Origin of the sequence: Lysobacter soli (genome assembly GCF_009755585.1) — a bacterium.
Taxonomy (GTDB): Bacteria; Pseudomonadota; Gammaproteobacteria; order Xanthomonadales; family Xanthomonadaceae; genus Lysobacter_J; species Lysobacter_J soli.
Genome location: NZ_CP046603.1, coordinates 2,219,604 through 2,240,829, shown reverse-complemented (window position 1 = coordinate 2,240,829; position 21,226 = coordinate 2,219,604). Strand labels below are relative to the sequence as shown.

The window sequence follows — 21,226 nt, the reverse complement described above, 5'->3', positions numbered from 1 at the left end:
GCAAGCCGGGGCGTTTGCTGTCACGCGATACGGAACGGCGATCAGGTGCCGGTGAGCAGCGTCAGGTTGTAGTTCTGCAGGATCGGCAGCACCGGCTGGTAGAAGCTGCGCGTGCGGTTGTTCGGCGTCTTGCCCTTGCAGCTGCCGCTGCCGCCCGAAAGGACGCCTTGTGCCTGGCCCGCGCCGGTGATGAACGAGCCGCCGGAATCGCCGCCTTCGGAGCACGCCGTGGTGCGCGTGAGGTTGAGGATCGTCTCGCCGGTGCTGTAGCTCACCGTCTGGTTCTTCGCCTCGATGGTGCCGCAGCGCCATCCGGTCGTTCGACCCGAACGGCAGATCGCCGCGCCGACCGCCGCTTCGGTGCTGCCGCGAACGGTGACGTCTCCGTTGCCGTATCCATCGACCGTCGGCGCCAGCGTGTGGCCCGAATCGACCTTCACCCAGGCGAAGTCGTTACCGGTCTGTCCTGCCGCGGGGAAGCTGGAAGCGACGAACGATCCGATCTTCGGCCCGAGCGTCCACTGCGACGGCTCGAAGTACACCGGCTCGCCCGCGTCGCCGCAGTGGCCGGCCGTGACGTAGCCGCCCTGGGTCACGGGGAATCCGATCGAGCAGGCGTAGAGGTAACCGTCTCCCGGATTGCGCAGGTAGCCCAGGCCGCCTTCGAGCGCGACGCGCAGGCTCGGTTGTTCCTCGGCGGTTTCGATGCGCACGGTCTGCACGTCGGCGCCGCTGGCGGCGACGAAATCGATGCCGGCCTGTTCCCGGCCCTTGCCCACGCTCACCACGAGACTGTTGCGCGGCAGGTCGACGTACCAGCCGTACACGCCCGCCGGCACCTTGCCGGCGCGAGCGAGCAGGCCGTCGAGCTGACCCTTGGCGGTTTCAAGTTGCACCAGGCTGTGGCGGGCATTGCGGACTTCGACGTCGGCCGTTCCCTTCGCTGCGCGCAGGGACGTCGTCGCCACGACGACATGGAATTCGCCGTTGGCCTTGCGTTCGATCCAGCTTCCCGCGAACGCGCGACCCTGCGCCTTCGCCAGTTGTCTCTCCTGCACGTTCGCAAGCCGTTCGATGCGCAGGTACTGCGAGAGCTGGTTCGAGGTGAGATTGAGGTCGCGCTCCATCGCCGCGCGCACCGAGGCGTGCAGCGTGTCGGACGGATCGGCAGCGTGCGCCGTCATCGCGGCGAACAGCGGAATCGGCGAAAGCAGAATCAGGCCGCGACGGGCCCAGGAAGCGAACTTGCGCATCGGCATTACCCCGGAAGTGGAAGGTCGGATTCGCCGGGCTTTTCGCGATTACGGCGTGGTCTGGGTGCAGTCGAACGGCCCGGACGACGGATGCTGCTGTCGACTTTGCTAGCAGCGTGTGAAGTTCGCCGCAGGCTCCGATCGCCCGACGATCGCACGCCGATTTCTGTGATGCGCTACGCGATCGCAGGCTCTTGCTGTCGGAGAACTGTCGGAAGTTCGTGAAGCAAGGCCGCGCGTGGAGATCACGCCGCCCGCGCATTTGCGATGGATGAGGCTGCTTTCGCTACCCGGTTGAATGGGCGTTCTTGCCACCGGGTTGGTTGCCGCGAACTACTTCGCGTAGCCCTTCAGCAGCTCGACGATCGCCTGCGCTTCGCGGGCACGCTTCGTCGGCGACGCTTCGGCCACGACGTGTTCGGCGAGGTGGCCGGACAGGACTTCCATCATCAGCCCGTGGATCGCACCCTTGGCGGCCGCGATCTGGATGAGCACGTCCGCGCAGTCGGCATCGGCTTCGAGCGCATGCTCGAGCGCCGCCACCTGGCCGGCCACGCGCCGTACGCGGGTCAGCAGCTTCTTCTTGTCGCGATTGACGTGCGCCATGGGACGCGAGGCTATACCCTATGGGGGTATCCAGTCCAGCACGCCTCACGCATGAACCTCGACGCCATCGCCGACAGCCGGCGCCACAGTCACGCCTTCGACCAGGGCAACCCGCTCGCCGAACGCAACACCCGCCGCGCGATGTGGCTGACGCTGGCCATGATGGTCATCGAGATCACCGGCGGCTGGTGGTTCAACTCGATGGCCGTGCTCGCCGACGGCTGGCACATGAGCTCGCACGCGCTGGCGCTGGGTCTGTCGGCGTTCGCTTACGCATGCGCGCGGCGCTACGCGGGCGACCGGCGATTCGCGTTCGGCACCTGGAAGATCGAGATCCTCGGCGGCTACACCAGCGCCATCGCGCTGATGGGCGTGGCGGCGCTGATGGCGTTCCAGTCGGTCGAACGCCTGTTCAACCCGAGCGCGATCCATTACGAGCAGGCCATCGCCATCGCGGTGGTCGGCCTCGCGGTCAACCTGCTGTGCGCGTGGTGGCTGCGCGACCATCATTCGCATGGGCACGACCACCATGACCATCACAACGGCCATGACCATCATCACCACGGACCTCACCACCACCACGATCTGAATCAGCGCTCCGCCTACCTGCACGTGATCGCCGATGCGGCGACGTCGGTGCTCGCCATCGTGGCGCTGCTGGGCGGCATGATGTTCGGCGCGGCGTGGCTGGATCCGGTGATGGGCCTCGTCGGTGCGGCGCTGGTGGCGGTCTGGGCCTGGGGCCTGGTCCGCGACAGCGGGCGCATCCTGCTCGATGCACAGATGGACGCGCCGGTCGTGCAGGAGATCCGCGAAGCGATCGAGGAGGGCGACGTTCGCGCTCGCATCAGCGATCTGCATGTCTGGCAGGTCGGACGCGGAAAGTACGCCTGCACGGCGGAGGTCGTCACCGATGCGCCGGTCGAACCGGACGTCTTCCACAAGGCGCTGTCCGTCCACGAGGAGATCGTGCACGCGACGATCGAGGTGCGGCACGCCACCCGGTAGGGTCAGCGAAGCCCTTGTGTGTGGCGAGGGCTTGCCAGCCTACCAACTGGTAGGTAGAGTTCCTGCACCTACAGGAGCGACCCATGACCATTTCCCCCCTCGGCTGGCTGCACACGCTGGGCAGCCTCCCGGCCATCCCGCTCGCCGCGTACATGCTGTTCAAGCATGGCCGCATCGCCCCGGCGACCCGGGCGGGGAGGGCGTACTTCTGGTTCATGCTGGTCGGCGTGCTCACGGTCTATCCGATCGCGCACCAACCCGTGAGCGCGATCGTCGCCACGGTCACGCTCGTCGCGCTGCTGGTGGGCTATGGCCTCTCGAAGTGGCCGGGCCGGCCGCGCGCCGCGCACTACGTCGAAACGACGGCGCTGAGCCTCAGCGTATTCCTGCTGATGGTGCCGACCGTCAGCGAGAGCCTCCGCCGCCTGCCCGCCGGCCATCCGCTGGTGACGGACATGAAGGACCCGCTGCTGCTCGGCGCGCAGGGCGTGCTGCTGCTGTTGCTGCTGGTCGGCGTTCCGCTGCAGTTGCGGTCGATCGCGAAGCAGCGTCCCGCCTTGAATCCGTCAGCTGCGTGATGTCGCAGCCCGATCCGGAGACGTCGATGCAGTACTCCCCGAAAGCGCAGGAAATCATCCAGCGTGCGAACGAGCTGATCGCGGCGGGTGGCTACAACGGCTTCAGCTACGCGGATATCGCCGAGCTGGTCGAAGTGCGCAAGGCCAGCATCCATCACCACTTCCCGAGCAAGGCCGACCTGGTCAAAGCCACGGTCGTCGTGCATCGGAATGCGACGCGCGCCGGCCTGCAGGCGCTGGACGATGCGGTCCCCGATGCGATGGATCGACTGACGGCCTACAGCCGCTTCTGGGCCGAGTGCATAGAGAAGGCGAGCCCGCCGATCTGCATCTGTGCGTTGCTGGCAGCGGAACTGCCTTCGGTCCCGGCCGAAGTCGCCGATGAGGTGAAGGGGCACTTCGACGAGCTGCACGCCTGGATCGCCAGCACGCTGGAGGAGGGCACTTCGAAGGGCGTCATCGAATTGCGCGACAGCGCTGCGTCGGAAGCAGTGACCTTCGTCGCCTCGATCCACGGGGCCATGCTCGCCGCGCGTGCGGCCGGGGACGCGTCGCTCTTCTGGACGATCGCGAGGACGGCAACCGACCGGTTGAAGGCGTCCTGACGCGGCGTGTGCGCTCGAAGCCCGCGAGCCCGTCACCCCAATGCACTTACAATCGCCCCATGGACTACCAGCTGATCATCAAGTTCTGGCGCAAGTCGCTGGCGAACGAGGACTTCCTTGCGACCATCGAGGCCGAGCTGAAGCAGGCGCTTGGCGACAAGGTCGAACTCGAGGGTTATGACGTCAGTCGCGACGAGATCAACCTGTTCATGCTGACGGCCGATCCGCGGCAGTCGTTTCGCAAGGCGCGTGACGTGCTCGAGCGCATGGGCATCGAGAACGGCGTGTCGAGCGCCTATCGCCTCGTCGGCGGCGCGAAGTTCACCTCGCTCTGGCCGCTGCGCACGACGCGCAAGTTCAAGCTTCCGTAGCGGCGATCGCTCGCCGCACGGAAGTTCCAGGTCAGGCGATCTCCGGCAGGTGATCGAGCAGCTTGTCCAGCGTGATCGGGTATTTGCGCACGCGGAATCCCGTCGCGTTGTGGATCGCGTTCGCCACCGCCGCGCCGACGCCGCAGATGCCCAGTTCGCCCACGCCCTTGGCTTTCATCGGCGATGACATCGGGTCGGTTTCGTCGAGGAAGATCACGTCCTGGTGCGGGATGTCGGCATGCACCGGCACTTCGTAGCTGGCGAGGTCGTGATTGACGAAGAAGCCCAGGCGCTGGTCGATGGCGAGTTCCTCCATCAGCGCGGCGCCCACGCCCATCGTCATCGCGCCGATCACCTGGCTGCGCGCCGCCTTCGGGTTGAGGATGCGGCCGGCCGCGCACACGGCCAGCATGCGACGCACGCGGATCTCGCCGGTGTCGGCATGCACCGCGACTTCGCAGAAATGCGCGCCGAAGGTGGATTGCTGGTAACGCTTGTCGAGGTCGCCGTATTCGATGCGGTCCTCGGCGACCAGTTCCCCGTCCTTCGCGGCATCGGCGAGCGCGAGGCGACGATCGCCCGATTCGACGCGCCCGTCGACGAACGTCGCCGTCGCGGGATCGACGCCGAGTTTCTTCGCGACGTCCTCGCGCAGTTTCGAGCACGCGGCGAATACGCCCGCGGTGGAGTTGTTGCCGCCCCACTGTCCGCCCGAGCCGCACGAAACGGGGAACGTCGAATCGCCCAGTTTCACCACGACGTTGTCGAGCGGCACGCCCATCATCTCCGCGGCGGTCTGCGCGATGATCGTGTACGAACCGGTGCCGATGTCGGTCATGTCGGTTTCTACGGTGACGATGCCGCGTCCATCCAGCCGCACGCGCGCCGCCGACTTGGTCAGCAGGTTGTTGCGGAACGCGCTCGCCATCCCCATGCCGACCAGCCAGCGTCCTTCGCGCACGCTGCCGGGTTTGGTCGCGCGCTTGTTCCAGCCGAAACGCTCGGCGCCGGTGCGCAGGCATTGCACGAACTGGCGCTTGGAGAACGGTCGCGACGGGTTTTCCGGATCGACCTGCGTGTCGTTGAGGATGCGGAATTCCACCGGGTCCATGCCCAGCTTTTCCGCCATCTCGTCCATCGCCACTTCCAGCACCATCATGCCCGGCGCTTCGCCGGGCGCGCGCATCGCGTTGCCTTCGGGCAAGTCGAGCGTCGCCAGGCGCATGCGAGTCATGCGGTTCTCGCCGGCGTAGAGCAGGCGCGTCTGCTGCGTCGCCACTTCGAGCCCGCCGCCAGGCAGGTCGCCGTTCCAGCTCTCGTGGCCGATCGCGGTGAGCTTGCCGTCCTTCGTCGCGCCCAGGCGCACGCGCTGGATCGTGGCGGGGCGATGCGTGGTGTTGTTGATCATCAGGGGGCGCTGCAGCGCGACCTTCACCGGCCGCTTCGCCGCGCGCGCGCCGAGCGCCGCCATCAGTGCGTCGGCGCGAAGGAAGAGCTTTCCGCCGAAGCCGCCGCCGATGTAGGGCGAGATGAGGCGGACGTTCTCCTTCGGGATGCCGAGCGTTTTCGCGAGGTCGCCGACGCCCCAGTCGATCATCTGGTTCGACGTCCACACGGTGAGCTTGTCGCCATTCCACGCGGCGATGGACGCGTGCGGCTCCATCATCGCGTGCGATTCGTCGGGCGTCGTGTAGGTCGCGTCGAACTGCACCGGCGCGTTCCTGAAGGCCGTTTCGAAATCGCCCGCACCGCTGTCGGGCTTCTCGTTCTTCGGCGCGATGGCGTCAGGCTTGGCTTTCTCCAGGTCGTACGCGCCTTTCGTGCGCTGGTAGTCGACGCGGATGAGCTGCGCGGCGGCGCGCGCCTGCTCGAAGGTTTCGGCGACGACCACGGCGATGGCCTGGTGGTAGTGCTGGATCTCCGGCCCGCCGAGCAGCCTGGCCGTGTTGAACCGGCCCAGCCCGAGCGTGCCGGCGTTCTTCGCGGTCACGACGGCGAGCACGCCCGGCGCCTTGCGCGCGGCGCTGTCGTCCAGAAGCGCAATGCGCCCCTTCGCGATGCCGGCGCCGACGACGTAGCCGTACGCCTGGTTCGGCACGACGTCGTGGCGTTCGTAGGCGTAAGGCGCGGTGCCGGTGGTCTTCAGCGGGCCTTCGATGCGATCGGTCGCCTTGCCGACGACCTTGCCCTGGTCGATCGGATTGGTGGTGGCGGGCGTGTCGAACTTCATGCGGTCCTCCTGGCCTCGACCAGAACGGCGGCAATGGTGCGTTCGGCGAGCGGCTTCTTGAACGCGTTGTCGTGCGTGGTGCGTGCGCCGTCGAGCAACGCCGAGGCAACCGCACGAGCCCCTTGCGGCATCGCGGCGTCGGCGGCCTCGACGCGCCACGGCTTGTGCGCGACGCCGCCCATCGCCACGCGCCCGGTGCCATCGCGCTGCACGATCGCCGCCACCGACACGAGCGCGAAGGCATACGACGCACGATCGCGCACCTTCCGGTAGATCTGCGTTCCGCCGACGGGTTTGGGCAGCGTGACGGCGGTGATCATCTCGCCGGGTCTCAAGGTGTGTTCGATTTGCGGCGTCTCGCCGGGGAGGCGATGGAGATCGGCGATGGGGATCGCGCGCGTCTGGCCCTGCGGGTCGACGGTTTCGACGACCGCGTCGAGCACGCGCATCGCGACGGCCATGTCGCTGGGGTGCGTCGCGATGCAGGCATCGCTCACGCCGACGATCGCGTTGTGGCGCGAAAAGCCGCCGAGCGCGGAACATCCGCTGCCGGGCAGGCGTTTGTTGCACGCCTGGTCGGTGTCGTAGAAGTAGGGGCAGCGCGTGCGCTGCAGCAGGTTGCCGGCGGTGGTCGCGCGGTTGCGAAGCTGCCCCGACGCACCCGACAGCAGCGCTCGCGACAGCACGGGGTAGGCGCGCCGCACGGTCTTGTCTGCGGCCAAGTCCGTGTTGCGCACGAGCGCGCCGATGCGCAGCCCGCCGCCATCGGCCTTCGCGATCTCGTCGAGCCCGACGCCGTTGACGTCGACCAGGTGCGTCGGCGTCTCGATGTCGAGCTTCATCAGGTCGAGCAGGTTGGTGCCGCCGGCGATGAACTTCGTGCCGGGCTGTCGTGCGACCGCCGCGGCGGCTTCGGCCGGCGTGCGGGCGCGTTCGTACGAGAAGGCCTTCATGCCAGCCCTCCCGCGACGTCGCCAATGGCGTCCATGATGTTGGAGTAGGCGCCGCACCGGCAGATGTTGCCGCTCATGCGCTCGCGCGCCTCGTCCACGCTCAGGCGCGTCGGTGCGGTGAGGTCGCCGGTCACGTGGCTGGGAATGCCGGCCTTCACTTCGTCCAGCATCGCCACGGCCGAGCAGATCTGCCCGGGCGTGCAGTAGCCGCACTGGTAGCCGTCGTGCTTCACGAACGCGGCCTGCATGGGATGCAGGTTCTGCGGCGTGCCCAGGCCTTCGATCGTGGTGATCTTCGCGCCTTCGTTCATCACCGCCAGCGTCAGGCACGAATTGATGCGCCGCCCGTCGACGATGACCGTGCACGCGCCGCACTGGCCGTGGTCGCAGCCCTTCTTCGAGCCGGTAAGGCGCAAGTGCTCGCGCAGCGCGTCCAGCAGCGTCGTGCGCGTATCGAGTTCGAGCGAGCGCGACTGGCCGTTCACTTCGAACGTCACCTTGGACATCACCACTGGCCTGGCCTCCGCGGGGGCGGTCGCTTCGTTCGCCAGCGTCGCCATGGCGGGCAGCGCACCCGACGCAGCCGTGACGGTGCCCGCGATCAGCACCTTTCGCCGGCTCACCCGTGTTTCGAGCGGATTGATGTCGAGACCGCGCGGGTCGAGCGGAGATTCCTTGTCCATTGGCTAGGGTTCCGGGGAGAGGAATGGCTAGGGGACATCGCGATTCCCGATTGTTACCACGACTCCCGGTAGCGCTGCGTGATCGCAGCAACGCTAGTCCGATACGCGCACGACGAGTTTTCCGAAGTTGCGGCCCTGCAGCAGCCCGATGAACGCATCGGGTGCCTGTTCGAGGCCATCGACGATGTCCTCGATCAGCACGATGCGGCCTTCGTCGATCCACTGCGCCATGTCGCGCCGGAAGTCGGCGAATCGCGTCGCGTAATGGTCGAGGATGATGAAGCCCTGCATGCGCACGCGCCTGGCGAGGATGACGCCGAGCAGCTGCGTGCGTTTGTCGACGGACGCCTCGCCGCCGCGTGGCTGGTTGTAGTGCGCGATGAACCCGCACACCGGGACGCGCGCGTGCAGGTTCAGCAGCGGCAGTACCGCGTCGAGCACCTCGCCGCCTACGTTCTCGAAATACACGTCGATGCCGTCGGGGCATGCGGCGGCCAGGCGCGATTTCAGATCGGGTTCGCGATGGTCCAGGCAGGCGTCGAAGCCCAGCACGTCGACCGCATGCCGGCACTTGTCCGCGCCACCCGCGATGCCGACCACGCGCGCGCCCTTGAGCTTCGCCAGTTGGCCGACGACGGAACCGACCGCGCCCGTCGCCGCGGCCACGACGACGGTCTCGCCCGGCTTGGGTTCGCCGATGTCGAGCAGGCCGACGTAGGCCGTGAATCCCGGCATGCCCAATCCACCCAGCGCCAGCGACGGCTGCGCCATCTCGCCCAGCGGCGTGAGGTCCGCACCATCGGAGAGCGCGTAGTCCTGCCAACCCGAGTTCGACAGGACGAGCTGCCCGACGCTGAAGCGCGGATGGCGCGAGGCTTCGACGACGCTGACGGTGCCGCCGACCATCGTCTGGCCGAGTTGCACGGCGGGCGCGTAGCCCGGACCGGCCTCGTCCATCATTCCGCGCATGTACGGATCGAGCGACAGGTAGCGCGTGCGCAGCAGCACCTGGCCGTCGGCTGGTTCCGGCACGGGTTGCGTCTCGAAGTGGAAGTCGCGTGCGGTCGGCGTGCCCTGCGGACGCGCGGCGAGCGTGAAGCGGCGGTTGAGGCGGGTCTCGCTCATGGTCGTGGTCTCAGTGGGACGCCGTGACGGCAAGGGGAGTGGAACCGCGCGGGCCGTAACGCAGCGTCAGCATCGCGCCGAGCGTCATCGCGGCGACGGCGAACAGCGGACCGCCCAGTGCGCCGATGCGATCGACCAGCACGCCGCCGCCGATCGCGCCCGTGGCGATGGCGGTTTGGAACGCCGCCACCAGCAGGCCGCTCGCGCCTTCGGCCTGGTCCGGCGCAGCGCGCACGATCCAGATCTGGAAGCCGACCGGAAACGCGCCGAACGCGAAGCCCCACAGCACGATCGCCACGGACGCGACGCCCGCCGACTGGCCGGCGATCAGCAGCGCGACGGCAAGTGCCGCGATGGCGACGCTGCCGAACACGATCGCGTGACGTTCGCTGCGCCCGGCGACGTAGCCGCCCGCGAGGTTGCCGAAGAAGCCGCCGATGCCGTAACCCAGCAGCACGGCGGAGACCGCGCCGATCGACAGGTGCGTGACGTTCTCCATCAGCGGCCGGATGTAGGTGAAACCGGCGAAGTGCCCGGAGATCACCAGCAGCACGACGACGAGCGCGGCGCGTACCGGTCCTCGCGTGACGAGTTCGGCGAGCACACGAAGGTCCGGCTGCGTCTTCGGCGGCAGCGCCGGAAGGGTGAGCCACTGGGCAACCAGCGTGATCACGCCGACCGCGCCCGCCGCCACGAACGCACTGCGCCAGCCCCACGCATCGCCCATCCACGCGCCGATCGGCGCCGCGCAGACCGTCGCGACCGATACGCCGGTGAGGATCAGCGACATCGCGCGCGGAAACAGCGGCTCGGGCACCAGCCGCAGCGCGAGCGGTGCCGCCATCGACCAGAACCCGCCGAGCGCGACGCCCAGCAGCACCCGTGCGACCAGCAAGGTCGTCAGGTTCGAGGCGAAGACCGCGATGGTGTTCGACAGCAACAGCGCGAGGGTGAGGGCGAGCATCACCCGCCGGCGATCCATGCGTCGCGTGAGCACGGGAATCGAAGGCGCGGCGATGGCGCCGATGAGCGCCGTTGCGGTCACGGTCTGGCCTGCGGCGCCTTCGCTGATGCGCAGGTCGGCGGCCATTGCGGTGAGCAGGCTTGCGGGGAGGAACTCGGCCGTGACCAGCCCGAAGACGCCAAGGGTGAGGGACGCGACGGCCGGCCAATGCGCGGCATCCGACGACGCCTCAGGCGCGGCATCGCCATCAGGAACAGAACACTCGGTTGAGGACACGAGGAGCTGCCAGTGGGGAAGGGCAGCGCAGGTTAGGCGTACGATGCAGGTGTTTGAATGCCGGAACGACCGCAATGCATGACGATTCCTCCCGCCACGTGGCTGCCGTGCGGCCCCCCGAAGCGAGCGACCTGCTGACCCGCGTGCTGCTTGGACTTCGGCTGGACGGCGTCGAATACGGCCGCTGCGTGATGCACGAGCCGTGGGCGATCGCGTTTCCGGCGCAGCGCGACGCGCGGTTCCATTTCGTCGCACGCGGCACTGCCTGGCTGTGGACGGCGGCGGACGAATGGAAGCGGCTGGGGCCCGGCGACGCCGTGCTGCTGCCGCGCGGCAGCTTCCACGTAATGGCGAGTTCGCCCGACGTTCCCGCCGTCGACATCCACGAACTCGCGCGCGAACCGGTGTCGGAAAACCTGTACCTGGTGCGTTCCACCGACGATGCGCCGCGCGATCCGGCCGATGCGGATGTCATGTTCTGCGGCGCGATGCGCTTCAACCTCGATCCACTGCATCCGCTGCTGGCGATGATGCCCGACCTCATGCACGCGGGCGATCTGGTCCAACGCGATCCGGCTGTGTTCGCGGTTCTCGAAGCCATGGAGCGCGAGGTGTCGCTCGATCGCATCGGCGCGTGCGGGATCCTCGCGCGGCTGGCCGACGTGCTCGCCGCGAGCATCATCCGCGCCTGGGTCGAATGCGGTTGCAGCGATTCCACCGGCTGGATCGCCGCGGTGCAGTGCCCGAAGGTGGGCAAGGTGATCGCCGCGATCCACGCCGAGCCCGAACGCGACTGGGACGTGCCGGCACTGGCCCGGTTGATGGGCGCCTCGCGTTCGCGCTTCGCCGAAGCGTTCACGCGCACCGTCGGCGAAAGTCCCGCGCGCTATGTCGCGAAGGTGAAGATGTTCCAGGCGCGGCGCTGGATCCAGCACGAAGGCATGCGCGTCACCGTCGCCGCCGAGCGCTTGGGCTACGACTCCGAAGCCTCCTTCAGCCGCGCCTTCAAGCGCATCATGGGGATGCCGCCCAGCGCGGTGCGTGCGGCCGAGGGACCGCTGCGCGCGTGATCGATCAAAGACGGATCACGGGCGCTTAACGCCGCGTCCACCTAAGCTCCAGCGATCCCGACACGCCATCGCGAAGGGGCCATGCGCGCGGAGATCGCCGATCGGAACGGCATCGTCGCAGTGTCGCGGAAACGGGCCGCGGCCTTCGCGCGGCTGGTCGCGCCGCTCTCGCCGGCAGGCCTGCTGATCGGCACCGCGTTCCTCGTCGCCTCGTTCTCGCCGAGCCTGATTCCACGCACGCCGACGATGCAGGGCGTGCTGGGCGGAACGGCATTCGCAGCAGGTTACGGCATCGGCGTGTTCCTGCGCTGGCTGTGGGAATACCTCGAATTGCCGCCCTCGCGCGGGCGCACGCCGTGGCGTGTGAAGCGTGCGCTGTACTGGCTTTGCGCCCTCGTCGCGCTGTGGGCGCTGTGGCGCGCGCCGCATTGGCAGAACCACGTTCGCGCCGCGCTGCGCATGCCGGCCGAGGAGGGCGCCGATTCGTTCACCGTCGCGGCTGCAGCGCTGGTCGCGTTCGGAGCGTGGCTCGCCCTGGCACGCGTGCTTCGCGCGATGGCGGTGGTGTTCTCGCTTTCGCTGGCGAAGGTGCTGCCGCGGCGCGTCGCCAGCGTGCTGGGCGTCTCGGCGGTGCTGGTGGTGGTGATCGTGCTGAGCAACAGCATCGTGCTGCGCATCGCACTGCAGGTCATCGACTCGTCGTTCCGCCAGGCCGATGCGCTGATTCCGCCCGACACTGCGCCACCGATCGGCGCCTTGCAAACGGGCGGCCCGCAATCGCTCATCGCATGGGAAAACCTGGGGCGGATGGGGCGCCGCTTCGTGTCGTCCGCGCCGACGACGACGGACATCGGCGCGCTCGCCGGTGCGCCCGCACGCACGCCGCTGCGCGTGTACGCTGGCCTGCCGTCGGCGGATTCGGCGCAGGCGCGCGCGCAACTCGCGCTGGAAGAACTGAAACGCGTCGGCGGCTTCTCGCGCGGCGCGCTGGTGATCATCACGCCGACGGGAACCGGCTGGGTCGATCCGGCCGGCATCGAGGCCATCGAGTATCTGCGCCGCGGCGACGTCGCCAGCGTGGCGATGCAGTACTCGTATCTGTCGAGCCCGTTCTCGCTGTTGATCGAACCCGAGTACGGCGAAGAGAGCTCGCAGGCGTTGTTCGAGGCGATCTACGGTTACTGGAGAACGCTGCCGCGCGAGGCGCGCCCGCGGCTCTACCTGCACGGCCTGAGTCTGGGTGCGCTGAACTCCGAGCGCTCGCTGGAACTGTTCGACGTGCTTGGCGATCCGCCGCAGGGCGCCTTGTGGAGCGGGCCGCCATTCGCGGCGCGGCAATGGCGTCGCATGACGCACACGCGCAATCCCGGATCGCCTGCGTGGCTGCCGCAATTCCGCGACGGCCGCTTCGTGCGTTTCATGAACCAGGATGGATCGCCCGTGCCGACGGACGCGCCGTGGGGTCCGATGCGCGTGATGTACCTGCAATACGCCAGCGACGCGATCACCTTCTTCGATCACCGCGATCTTTTCAGCGCGCCCGACTGGCTGCATCCGCGCGGTCCCGATGTGGCGCCGCAGATGCGCTGGTATCCGGTCGTATCCACGATGCAGCTGGTGCTCGACATGATGCTGGCCGACGACGCGCCGATGGGTTTCGGCCACGTCTTCGCGCCGTCGCACTACGTCGCCGCGTGGCGGCAGGTCGCCGGCATCGACGGCTGGTCCGAGGCGGATCTGGCGCGGCTGTCGCGCATGCTCGACGCGCGGCGTGCCGCGGAAATCGCGCGCGACGAAGACGAAGGCGGGGGCTGAATCTACGGCTGCGGCGTGCCTTCGTCCGCTGGCGCCGTGCTGCGATCGACGATCTGCGCGTCGCGAAGTTCGCGCTTCGCATCGCGCAAGGCGCTGCCGTCGATCGGACGGATCGAGTCGATGCGACACGACGTGCGCATGCCGGCGGTGCGGGGGACCACGCTGTCCATCCGTGCGTTGACGTTGCCGAGCGAATTGGTGATCGAGATGCCGCCGGCCGACAGCATCGACGGACACCGGTTGCGCAGTTCGAGCAGATGCCCGCGGCTGGCGCTGGACCACACCGCCAGCGCCTGGTCGCCCAGCGGCGTCCACTGCTGCATGCCGGTCATGCGATCCAGCCGGAACGACATCACCGGCGCGCCGGCGTGCGCGCGATACAGATCCAGGCGTTCCTGCGTGGTCAATGTCGGGCCGTGCGAACAGGCGGCCAGTGCAACCGCCGCCAGCATCGGGGCAATCAGGGCGTGAGGTTTCATGTCGCTACCGTCCATGTCCGATGGAATCCGTGTCCGACGAACGAACGCCGACGAGATGTGGAACCGGCCGCGAGCCGGCCGGCTCCGTTTCGCGCAGGATCAGCGCGTGACGCGTGTGGTCGTGCCGTCGGACGAGACCTGCACGCGATCGCCGACGCGGAACTGCTGACTCGTGCCGTCCTGCGTGACGGCGATGGTGCGTCCCGAGTCGAGTTCGACCGTGATCTCCACGCCGGCGCGCTGGTTCCGCGACATCGCGTTGCCGGCCGCGCCGCCAGCGACGGCACCGGCCACTGCGCCGGCCGTATTCGCGCGCGTGCCGCTGCCGATGGTGCTTCCGGCGATACCGCCCAGCGCCGCGCCCGTGGCGGTGCCGATGCCACGCGAGTCGTTCTGGATTGCAACATCGCGCAGGCCGCGAACCGTGCCCATCTCGACGGTGCGCGCGGCACCGACTTCCGATCGGTTGAACGTCGACGGCGTGCTGTGCGTTGCGCAGCCCGAAGCCAGGACCAGCCCGACGACGAGCAGCGTCGCCTTGATTGCGGTGACTTTCATTGCGGTGCCTCCATGTCCATTCCGGCGTGGTGCCGGCCCCACAACGGCTTGCGCTTGTGGTCGCCGGATTACTCCGGTCGGAGTGACGCGATGGTGAAACGCTTGTGACGGCCCGCTGCCGGACGTGACGAAGGCTTCACGCGGCGCCCACGCGAAATCAACGACTGTCGCTGCTCGTGCGCGAGGAATGCGGCGCACGCTGCGCTCGGCGTCCCCGGAGGGACGGTGCCATGACGATGCCAGCGATCACCCGCCGCCGGTCGGCCGCCTTGCGGCATCGCGCCACGCTGCGCCGCCGCACGCTTGCCGCGACCTTGCTCGCCTCGATGCTCGCCACTCCGATCGCGGCGTTCGCGCAGGACGCGATGATGGGCACCGTGCTCGACGAGCCCGGCAGCGCCGGCCTGGGCTTCGCGTTCCGCGCGGAATCCTCGCCCTACGTCGACGGCGACACGCGCGACGACTTCCTGCCGCTGTACCTCTACGAGGGCGAGCGCTTCTTCCTGCGCGCGAACGAAGCCGGCGTGCGGATGTGGCGCAACGACACGATGGGGCTGGAAGGCTTCGTCGAGCGGCGCCTGGAAGGCTATCCGGAGGACGAGGCGCCTTCCTCGCTGGAGGGCATGACCGTGCGCAATACCGGCGCGGATCTCGGCGTGCGCTTCTACTTCCAGCACGACGCATCACGCTGGGACGCCGCCGTGCGCCACGACGTGGCGGGTCTCTCGCACGGCACGGAAGTGCGCGCCGGTTACGCGTACACCATCGAGCGCGAACGCTGGCGCCTGCAGCCGGTGGCGATCGCGTCGTGGCGAAGCGGCGATCTCAACGACTACTACTACGGCGTCGCACCGTTCGAAGCGCGCGACGACCGTCCGGCGTACGACGCGGGCGACGGATGGAACGCGACGTTGGCGTTGTACGGGAAGTACCGCATTTTCCAGCACTGGAGCCTGGTCGGCGGCGCGTACGTGACGAAGCTTTCGTCGGAGATCACGAACAGTCCCGTCGTGGACGACGACGTGCAGTGGGGCGTGATGGCCGGCGCCGCGTACGACTTCGGCAACGGGCAGGTGCGCTGGGACGACGACACCTCGCCGACGTACGTGAAGGTGTTCTACGGCCGCGATACGGGCGACGGCTGCCATCTGGTGCGGATCATGACGCTCCAGTGCGTGAGTCTCAACGACGACGATCCGACCGACATCTACGGCGTGCACGTCGGCCGTCCGTTCGTATCGAAGTTCAACGGCTGGCCGCTCGATATCATCGGTTACGTCGGTCTGCTCCGGCACGACGAGAAGGGACTTCAGCCCGACGGCTGGCAGGTCGACGCGTACATGAAGGGCTTCTGGTACGGCTTTCCGTGGAGTCATCGCGTGACCACGCGCGTGGGGTTCGGCATCGGCGTGTCGTACGCCGAACGCGTGCCGTACAGCGAGGTGACCACGCAGGCCGAGCGCGAACGCAACACCTCCAAGCTGCTCAACTACCTGGAGCCGAGCATCGACGTCAGCGTCGGCGACCTGTTCGGCAACAAGCGCTGGCACGACGTTTACTTCGGGTTTGCGGTGTCGCACCGGTCCGGCATCTTCGCCACGTCGCAGCTGCTGGGCACCGTCGATGGCGGCTCCAATTACCTGTACGCGTACCTCGAAGCCGCGTTCTGACGGGCCGATCCATGCGCGACGAACGCATCCCGACGCCGCTTGCGATGCTCCTCGGCATCAGCGCGGTGTTCGTGATCCTGCTGGCGCTGTATCTCGGGCGTTCGCTGTTCGCGCCGGTGTTCTTCGCGATCTTCATCGTCGCCATCGTGTGGCCCTTGCAGGACGCGATGGAAAAGAAGCTTCCGCGCGTGCTCGCCATGCTCGTGACCGTAGTGGTCGCCGGCGGCGTGATGGTCACGCTGGCGAGCCTGGTGCTGTGGAGCCTCAATCGCGCCGTGCTGTGGGCGATCGCCAACGCAGCCGCATTCCAGGCGGCATACGTGCAGATGGATACATGGTTGCAAGGGCATGGGTTGTATCTGGCCAGCGAGTTCGTGCACAACTTCGACCCGCGCTGGCTGTTCGCCGCATTGCAGCGACTCGGTGCCGGCCTGCAGTACGTCGCGAGCTTCGTCGTGATCGCGCTGGTGTTCGTCGTCCTGGGATTGCTGGAAGTCGAGCCGACGCGTCGCAAGCTCGTGCGCGCGAACAAGGTGGAACTGGTGGCGGCGTGTCGCGCGGCGGCGGCGAAATTCCAGCGCTACATGGTCATCCGCGCCGTGATGAGCCTGGCGACCGGCTTGGGCGTGTGGGCGCTCACGTACGCGTTCGGCATGGACCTGGCGATGGAGTGGGGTGTCACCGCGTTCGCGCTCAACTTCATTCCGTTCCTCGGCCCGTTGTTCGCGACGATGCTCCCGACGCTGTTCGCCATCGTACAGTTCGACAACTTCGTCATTCCAATCGCGATCTTCATCGGGCTGAACGTGGTGCAGTTCCTGATCGGCAGCTATCTCGAACCGCGCGTGGCGGGCGACCGGTTGTCGATCTCGCCGTTTCTGGTGCTGTTCGCGGTGTTCATGTGGAGCATGCTCTGGGGCATCGCGGGCGCGTTCATCGGCGTGCCGATCCTCATCGCGGCAATGACGTTCGCCGAACACCATCCCACCGCGCGCAACTGGGCGCAGCTGTTGTCGGGCGATCCCGCGCGGCGCGCGCGTGCGAACGAATGAGCCAGTCCATCTGACAAGGAGGCGACCATGTACCGTGTCCTGCTGCTGATCGCGATCGGTGTCGTGCTTGCGCTGGTCGGCGTGTTCCGCCTGCCGCAGTGGCCGACGGCGCAATCGACGGGCACTGTCGAAAGCTGCGCGGACCTGACGGCACCGGTCACGCGTGCGCAGGCACGACGCGAGCTCGAACGTCGCCGCGCCAACGTCGCGCAGGGCACCGACGCAGCGCGCCTGGCCACGCGCACGGGCGACGTTGCCGAACAGCGTCGCGCCGGCGCCACCTACAGCGCGACGCGCGCGAACGAGCGGGCGGACGCGCCGTGCGTCGCCGAGCTGGAGCAGATCGCGAGCGGCGAGCGCCTGAGTGCGGCGCGGGGCGAATGGATGCGCGTGACGGCGCTGATCCTCATTGTGAGCATTGGCGCGCTGCTCGCGCTGTATTTCGGCCGGATCGCCGCGCTGCGCGGCCGCTGGCGTCGTCGGTGATTCTCAGCGTGGCGCGCGGCTATTCGACGCGAGTTCGGCGAACGACCGCGCCACCGCGCGCGCTTCCGGCACGCCGGCGCCGTTGAGGCGCGACTGCGCATACGCCGCGAGAACCGGCGGCAGCGCGGGCACGGCGTCGGGCGCCATGTCGTCGGTGGCGAACAACGCGGCGTCGAGCACGTCGATCACGTCCTCCGGCTGCGACTTCGCGATGGCGTTGCGCGTCGATAGGGCAAGACTGGCGACGCGATCCTTGCTGAGGCCGAAGCGCGCGGAGACGCGGGTGATCGACGCATCCGCCCGCGGAATGCGCGGCGAGTTCGACGGCAGCGTGCCGCCGGCTTCCTCGTTCAGGAGCCGATGTCCGGGCGACATGCCGCGCTCCACCAGGGCACCGGGTGGTGCGTCCTGGCTGCTGCGCCGGTCGAACATCGAGAACATGAGCACCGCGAGCGCCGCGAGGATCGCGATGCCGATCAGCGTGGCGCGATGCGACGCGCCGCTGGAGGCGTGATGGCGTGTCATGGTCCGGCTCCTTCGGCGTCGTCGACATCGCGAAGTTCGCCCGCCGCGGGTGCTTCCCGGATGGGGCTGATCAGCATGATGGGGCAGGGCGGACGCTGCATCGGCCGCGCGCCGGGCATCGACATCACGCGCACGGCATCGCGTCGCGATTGCACGCGGCCTTCGCTGCGCGTGATCTGGATCGACGTCGCCGTGTCGAGGCCCGTGCACGGAGACGCGAGCTCGAGCAGGAAGCCGTTGTCGCGCCGCGGCCAGACCGCCAGCGCCTGGTCGCCGAGCGCTTCCCATCGCATGTTGCGTGCGTAGTCGATGCCCGCGACCGGCGTGCCTGCATGCTGGCGATATCGCGCGAGCCGTTCCTGCGGATCGGCGGGCGTGTGCGCGCAGGCGCACAGCAGCGCGAGGGTCGCGATGGGAACGAGCCTGTACAGCGCCTCAGAAATCCGCGCGGACATTCAACCAGACCTCCGTCGAACTGTAGTTGAGCGCGACGACGTTGCTCTGGTCGCGGATGTACAGCAGTTCCGGGCGAAGCGACCAGCCGTCCGTGAAGGCCCACACGAGCCCGGCGCCGCCTTCGTACAGGTTGTCCTTGCGGCTGAACGTCGCGGCCTCGTCGCGTTCATCGGGATGGAAGCGGACGTCGTCGGCGCTGAAGTCGTCGCGTTCCCACCAGACGAACAAGAACGCATCGAGCGTGTCGCTGAAGGTCCAGTCGAGGTTCGCGGTGGCGCCGAAGACGTCGGAATCGCCATCGGGTCGCGACGTCGCCGTGTTGCGGCCGGCATGCCCGGTGATGCCGAAGTTCGCCGCGCCATCGTTGAACGAGTGTGACCAGCCGACGCTGCCGGTGGTCGTGGTGCGGCTGCGATCGCGCAGCGGCCCTTCGGGGTAGCGTCGGCGCTGCACCGACAGGCCGGCCGTCAGCTGCGACTCCACGTCCATGTTGTGCGTGTAGTCGAAGAATCCCGCGACGTCGTTGCGGTAATCGCCATTGCCGCGATAGCTCACGCGGCCGCGAATGCCACCGGAAAAACGGCTGTCGTTCACGCCGTGGCTCGCGGCGAAACTCCAGCGCAGGTCGCGATCGTCGCGGGATCCGGCATCGTACTCGCGATGGCGATAGTCGAGCGTTCCGTCGAGCGACGTGCCGCTCGAAAGCGCGTGGCTGAGCCCGCCGCCGACGCGAAGGTTGTAGAAGGTCTCGCGACGATCGCCGCCACCGAACGTGTTCGTGCCGCGCGTGGAGTTCACGCGATAACGCCCGATCCCGGTCGCCGCATAGCCGAACGTGCTGGTGCGCCGACCTTCATCCAGTGCTTCGCGTGCAGCGTCATCGTAGATCTGCGACTGCGTGATCAGGTCAGGCGGAAGGTTGTCGAAGTGCATCGCGATCTCGAACTGGTTGATCGCGTTCGCGTGCTGGCCGAGTGCGTGGTACGCGCGGCCGAGTGCGAGATGCGCATTCGCGTTGTCGGGGTCGAGTTCGATGCTGCGTTCGAGTGCGACGCGTGCGCGTTCGGCATCGTCTGCGCCGAGTGCGGCGCGCCCCAGGACGTACTGGTAGTTCGCGTCCTCCGCGCTGGCCGATTCCTGCGGTGCGAGCCGCTCCAGCGCTTCGGCGTAGCGCTTCTGCGACAGCAGCGACTGCGCCTCGGACAGTGCATCCTGCGCGTTCACCGCCGAGGCGGCGAGCATCGCGACACACAGGCACACGATGCGGCCAATACCACCGGGCGGTCTGTCTGGGCGTCGCATGGCTCCTCCCTGCCGTAACGGCTCGGCGCGCCAGAGCTCGGCTTCACGCGCGAGCGCTATCTGGCTGTGACACGCGTTAACGGGGTGTCAAGGAGAGGCGCGAGAGTGGAGGGCTTGTGCCCGTTAAGCTGCGCAGTCCGCTTCAGAACGTGCCGAAGCGGATCTGCACGCCGCCGCCCGGCACGCCGTTGATCACGCCGATCTCGTTGTCGCCGAACTGGTAGATCGCCGGCCATGTGTGGCGGAAGCCGAAGGGCCACGCCGGCGGCGTGACGCGTTTCCAGCTCGCGCCATTGTCCTCGCTCCAGGTGACTTCGTTCTGGCACGAGGTGACGAACACCGTCCCGCGGGTGGTCGTTGTGAGCTGCGGGCCGCAACGCTGGTCGGCGAGCGGCGTGCCGAGGCCGTCGGGCCATGTCACGCCATCGTTCGAAATCTTCGTCGACACCGGACATTGCGGATCGTCGCCGCACGTCTCGAATACGAGCAGGTAGCGACCATCCTGCATGCGCGACATCACCGGCATGCCGGGGCGCAGCTTGCCGCCGCCGGGTTCGGCGACGAGCACGGACTTCGCACCCCATGTCGCGCCGTGGTCGCGCGAGATGCGCTGCGACACGACCTGGTTGTACGAGGGCTTGCCGTCGGCGAGCGTCTCGTCGGCATAAAGCACCGACAGCGCGCCATCGGGCAGCAGCGTGAACACCGGTTCCCACACGCCGCGATCCTTGCGCCCGCGCGGGTTTTCGTTGCGGTCGATCGTGCTGAGGAACCGCCACGTGCGGCCGCCGTCGTTGCTTGCGTGCACGTTCAGGCGATACGACTTGCCTTCGACAAGCGAACGCATGCCGAGCAGGATGCGTCCGTCCGGCAGCACCAGCAGTTCGCCGTTGTCGATGTTGCGGCCCGGCTCGGCGACCGACGACAACTCCTTCCACTCGCGGCCACGTGAGTCGCCGAGCGAGATCGTCAGCGTCGTCGGCGTGCCCTTGCCGTGGAATCGCGTGGTCACCGCGAGCCAGCGACCATCCGGGAGTCGTGCGAGCCGCCCCCACGCCGCTTTGCTTTCGGCCACGGTGGCGGTGTCGGTCCACTGCACCGCCGCAGACGCGCAGGGCTGCAAGGCAAGCAGGGCGAGCGCGAGAACGAAGCCGCGCATCG

The 21,226-nt window shown here is 68.1% G+C and carries 22 protein-coding genes; 9 read left to right on the top strand and 13 right to left on the bottom strand.

Annotated elements, in window-relative coordinates; genetic code table 11:
* Window positions 1-41: 41 nt before the first annotated feature.
* Window positions 42-1,253: a S1 family peptidase gene (locus tag GOY17_RS10025; protein WP_198173645.1), complete on the bottom strand. Its 1,212-nt coding sequence runs from the start codon at window positions 1,251-1,253 to the stop codon at window positions 42-44.
* Between the two features lie 333 nt (window positions 1,254-1,586).
* Complete coding sequence (locus GOY17_RS10020; RefSeq protein ID WP_115842306.1) at window positions 1,587-1,859, bottom strand: metal/formaldehyde-sensitive transcriptional repressor; 273 nt, start codon at window positions 1,857-1,859, stop codon at window positions 1,587-1,589.
* A gap of 51 nt (window positions 1,860-1,910) precedes the next feature.
* On the opposite strand from GOY17_RS10020, the gene dmeF reads away from it, so the two are divergent.
* The 4 genes from dmeF to GOY17_RS10000 all read left to right on the top strand — a co-directional run bounded on the left by dmeF (window position 1,911) and on the right by GOY17_RS10000 (window position 4,421).
* Complete coding sequence (dmeF, locus tag GOY17_RS10015) at window positions 1,911-2,867, top strand: CDF family Co(II)/Ni(II) efflux transporter DmeF (RefSeq protein ID WP_157030302.1); 957 nt, start codon at window positions 1,911-1,913, stop codon at window positions 2,865-2,867.
* 83 nt (window positions 2,868-2,950) lie between these two features.
* A complete protein-coding gene (locus GOY17_RS10010; protein ID WP_157030301.1) occupies window positions 2,951-3,445 on the top strand; it encodes a hypothetical protein in 495 nt (164 codons plus the stop codon).
* A gap of 26 nt (window positions 3,446-3,471) precedes the next feature.
* Window positions 3,472-4,050 carry a TetR/AcrR family transcriptional regulator gene (locus GOY17_RS10005; protein WP_157030300.1) on the top strand — a complete coding sequence of 193 codons (579 nt, stop codon included), beginning with the start codon at window positions 3,472-3,474 and terminating at the stop codon, window positions 4,048-4,050.
* A gap of 59 nt (window positions 4,051-4,109) precedes the next feature.
* The gene (locus tag GOY17_RS10000; protein ID WP_115842303.1) at window positions 4,110-4,421 is read left to right on the top strand and encodes a hypothetical protein; all 312 of its coding nucleotides are present in this window, start codon (window positions 4,110-4,112) and stop codon (window positions 4,419-4,421) included.
* 31 nt (window positions 4,422-4,452) lie between these two features.
* Here the strand turns inward: GOY17_RS10000 and paoC are convergent, their stop codons facing one another.
* The 5 genes from paoC to GOY17_RS09975 all read right to left on the bottom strand — a co-directional run bounded on the left by paoC (window position 4,453) and on the right by GOY17_RS09975 (window position 10,652).
* Window positions 4,453-6,651, bottom strand: coding sequence for an aldehyde oxidoreductase molybdenum-binding subunit PaoC (gene paoC, locus GOY17_RS09995; RefSeq protein ID WP_157030299.1), 2,199 nt, complete (start codon window positions 6,649-6,651; stop codon window positions 4,453-4,455).
* Window positions 6,648-7,604, bottom strand: a complete 957-nt coding sequence (locus GOY17_RS09990; protein WP_157030298.1) for an FAD binding domain-containing protein — start codon at window positions 7,602-7,604, stop codon at window positions 6,648-6,650. Before GOY17_RS09990 ends, paoC begins: the two co-directional genes overlap by 4 nt.
* Window positions 7,601-8,287, bottom strand: a complete 687-nt coding sequence (gene paoA / locus GOY17_RS09985) for an aldehyde dehydrogenase iron-sulfur subunit PaoA (protein WP_157030297.1) — start codon at window positions 8,285-8,287, stop codon at window positions 7,601-7,603. The genes GOY17_RS09990 and paoA overlap by 4 nt, the downstream gene beginning before the upstream one ends.
* Window positions 8,288-8,380: 93 nt before the next feature.
* On the bottom strand, window positions 8,381-9,412 hold the full coding sequence (locus GOY17_RS09980) for an NADPH-dependent curcumin/dihydrocurcumin reductase (RefSeq protein WP_157030296.1): 1,032 nt from the start codon (window positions 9,410-9,412) through the stop codon (window positions 8,381-8,383).
* A gap of 10 nt (window positions 9,413-9,422) precedes the next feature.
* Window positions 9,423-10,652, bottom strand: coding sequence for an MFS transporter (locus GOY17_RS09975; protein WP_157030295.1), 1,230 nt, complete (start codon window positions 10,650-10,652; stop codon window positions 9,423-9,425).
* A gap of 74 nt (window positions 10,653-10,726) precedes the next feature.
* Here GOY17_RS09975 and GOY17_RS09970 point away from each other — a divergent pair, with 74 nt between their 5' ends.
* The gene (locus tag GOY17_RS09970) at window positions 10,727-11,722 is read left to right on the top strand and encodes an AraC family transcriptional regulator (protein ID WP_157030294.1); all 996 of its coding nucleotides are present in this window, start codon (window positions 10,727-10,729) and stop codon (window positions 11,720-11,722) included.
* A gap of 81 nt (window positions 11,723-11,803) precedes the next feature.
* Window positions 11,804-13,537: an alpha/beta hydrolase gene (locus GOY17_RS09965; RefSeq protein WP_157030293.1), complete on the top strand. Its 1,734-nt coding sequence runs from the start codon at window positions 11,804-11,806 to the stop codon at window positions 13,535-13,537.
* 2 nt (window positions 13,538-13,539) lie between these two features.
* Here GOY17_RS09965 and GOY17_RS09960 read toward each other — a convergent pair whose 3' ends face one another.
* Entirely contained in the window at window positions 13,540-14,016 is a 477-nt protein-coding gene (locus GOY17_RS09960) for a DUF6491 family protein (protein ID WP_157030292.1), read from the bottom strand.
* Window positions 14,017-14,115: 99 nt separating this feature from the next.
* Window positions 14,116-14,574, bottom strand: a complete 459-nt coding sequence (locus GOY17_RS09955) for an outer membrane lipoprotein (RefSeq protein WP_198173644.1) — start codon at window positions 14,572-14,574, stop codon at window positions 14,116-14,118.
* 230 nt (window positions 14,575-14,804) lie between these two features.
* On the opposite strand from GOY17_RS09955, the gene GOY17_RS09950 reads away from it, so the two are divergent.
* From GOY17_RS09950 to GOY17_RS09940, 3 genes are read left to right on the top strand one after another with little or no spacing between them, the layout of a single operon-like run.
* The gene (locus tag GOY17_RS09950) at window positions 14,805-16,244 is read left to right on the top strand and encodes a MipA/OmpV family protein (RefSeq protein ID WP_157030291.1); all 1,440 of its coding nucleotides are present in this window, start codon (window positions 14,805-14,807) and stop codon (window positions 16,242-16,244) included.
* An 11-nt stretch (window positions 16,245-16,255) separates the two neighbouring features.
* A complete protein-coding gene (locus GOY17_RS09945; RefSeq protein ID WP_157030290.1) occupies window positions 16,256-17,296 on the top strand; it encodes an AI-2E family transporter in 1,041 nt (346 codons plus the stop codon).
* A 27-nt stretch (window positions 17,297-17,323) separates the two neighbouring features.
* The gene (locus GOY17_RS09940; protein WP_157030289.1) at window positions 17,324-17,782 is read left to right on the top strand and encodes a hypothetical protein; all 459 of its coding nucleotides are present in this window, start codon (window positions 17,324-17,326) and stop codon (window positions 17,780-17,782) included.
* A 3-nt stretch (window positions 17,783-17,785) separates the two neighbouring features.
* On the opposite strand, the gene GOY17_RS09935 is transcribed toward GOY17_RS09940, so the two are convergent.
* The 4 genes from GOY17_RS09935 to GOY17_RS09920 form a co-directional block, all read right to left on the bottom strand.
* A complete protein-coding gene (locus GOY17_RS09935; protein WP_157030288.1) occupies window positions 17,786-18,307 on the bottom strand; it encodes a hypothetical protein in 522 nt (173 codons plus the stop codon).
* On the bottom strand, window positions 18,304-18,762 hold the full coding sequence (locus GOY17_RS09930) for a DUF6491 family protein (protein WP_157030287.1): 459 nt from the start codon (window positions 18,760-18,762) through the stop codon (window positions 18,304-18,306). Before GOY17_RS09930 ends, GOY17_RS09935 begins: the two co-directional genes overlap by 4 nt.
* Window positions 18,743-20,065 carry a tetratricopeptide repeat protein gene (locus tag GOY17_RS09925; RefSeq protein ID WP_157030286.1) on the bottom strand — a complete coding sequence of 441 codons (1,323 nt, stop codon included), beginning with the start codon at window positions 20,063-20,065 and terminating at the stop codon, window positions 18,743-18,745. The genes GOY17_RS09930 and GOY17_RS09925 overlap by 20 nt, the downstream gene beginning before the upstream one ends.
* 142 nt (window positions 20,066-20,207) lie before the next feature.
* Window positions 20,208-21,224 (bottom strand): sialidase family protein, encoded by a 1,017-nt coding sequence (locus tag GOY17_RS09920; RefSeq protein ID WP_157030285.1) that lies wholly within the window; start codon window positions 21,222-21,224, stop codon window positions 20,208-20,210.
* Window positions 21,225-21,226: the final 2 nt, after the last annotated feature.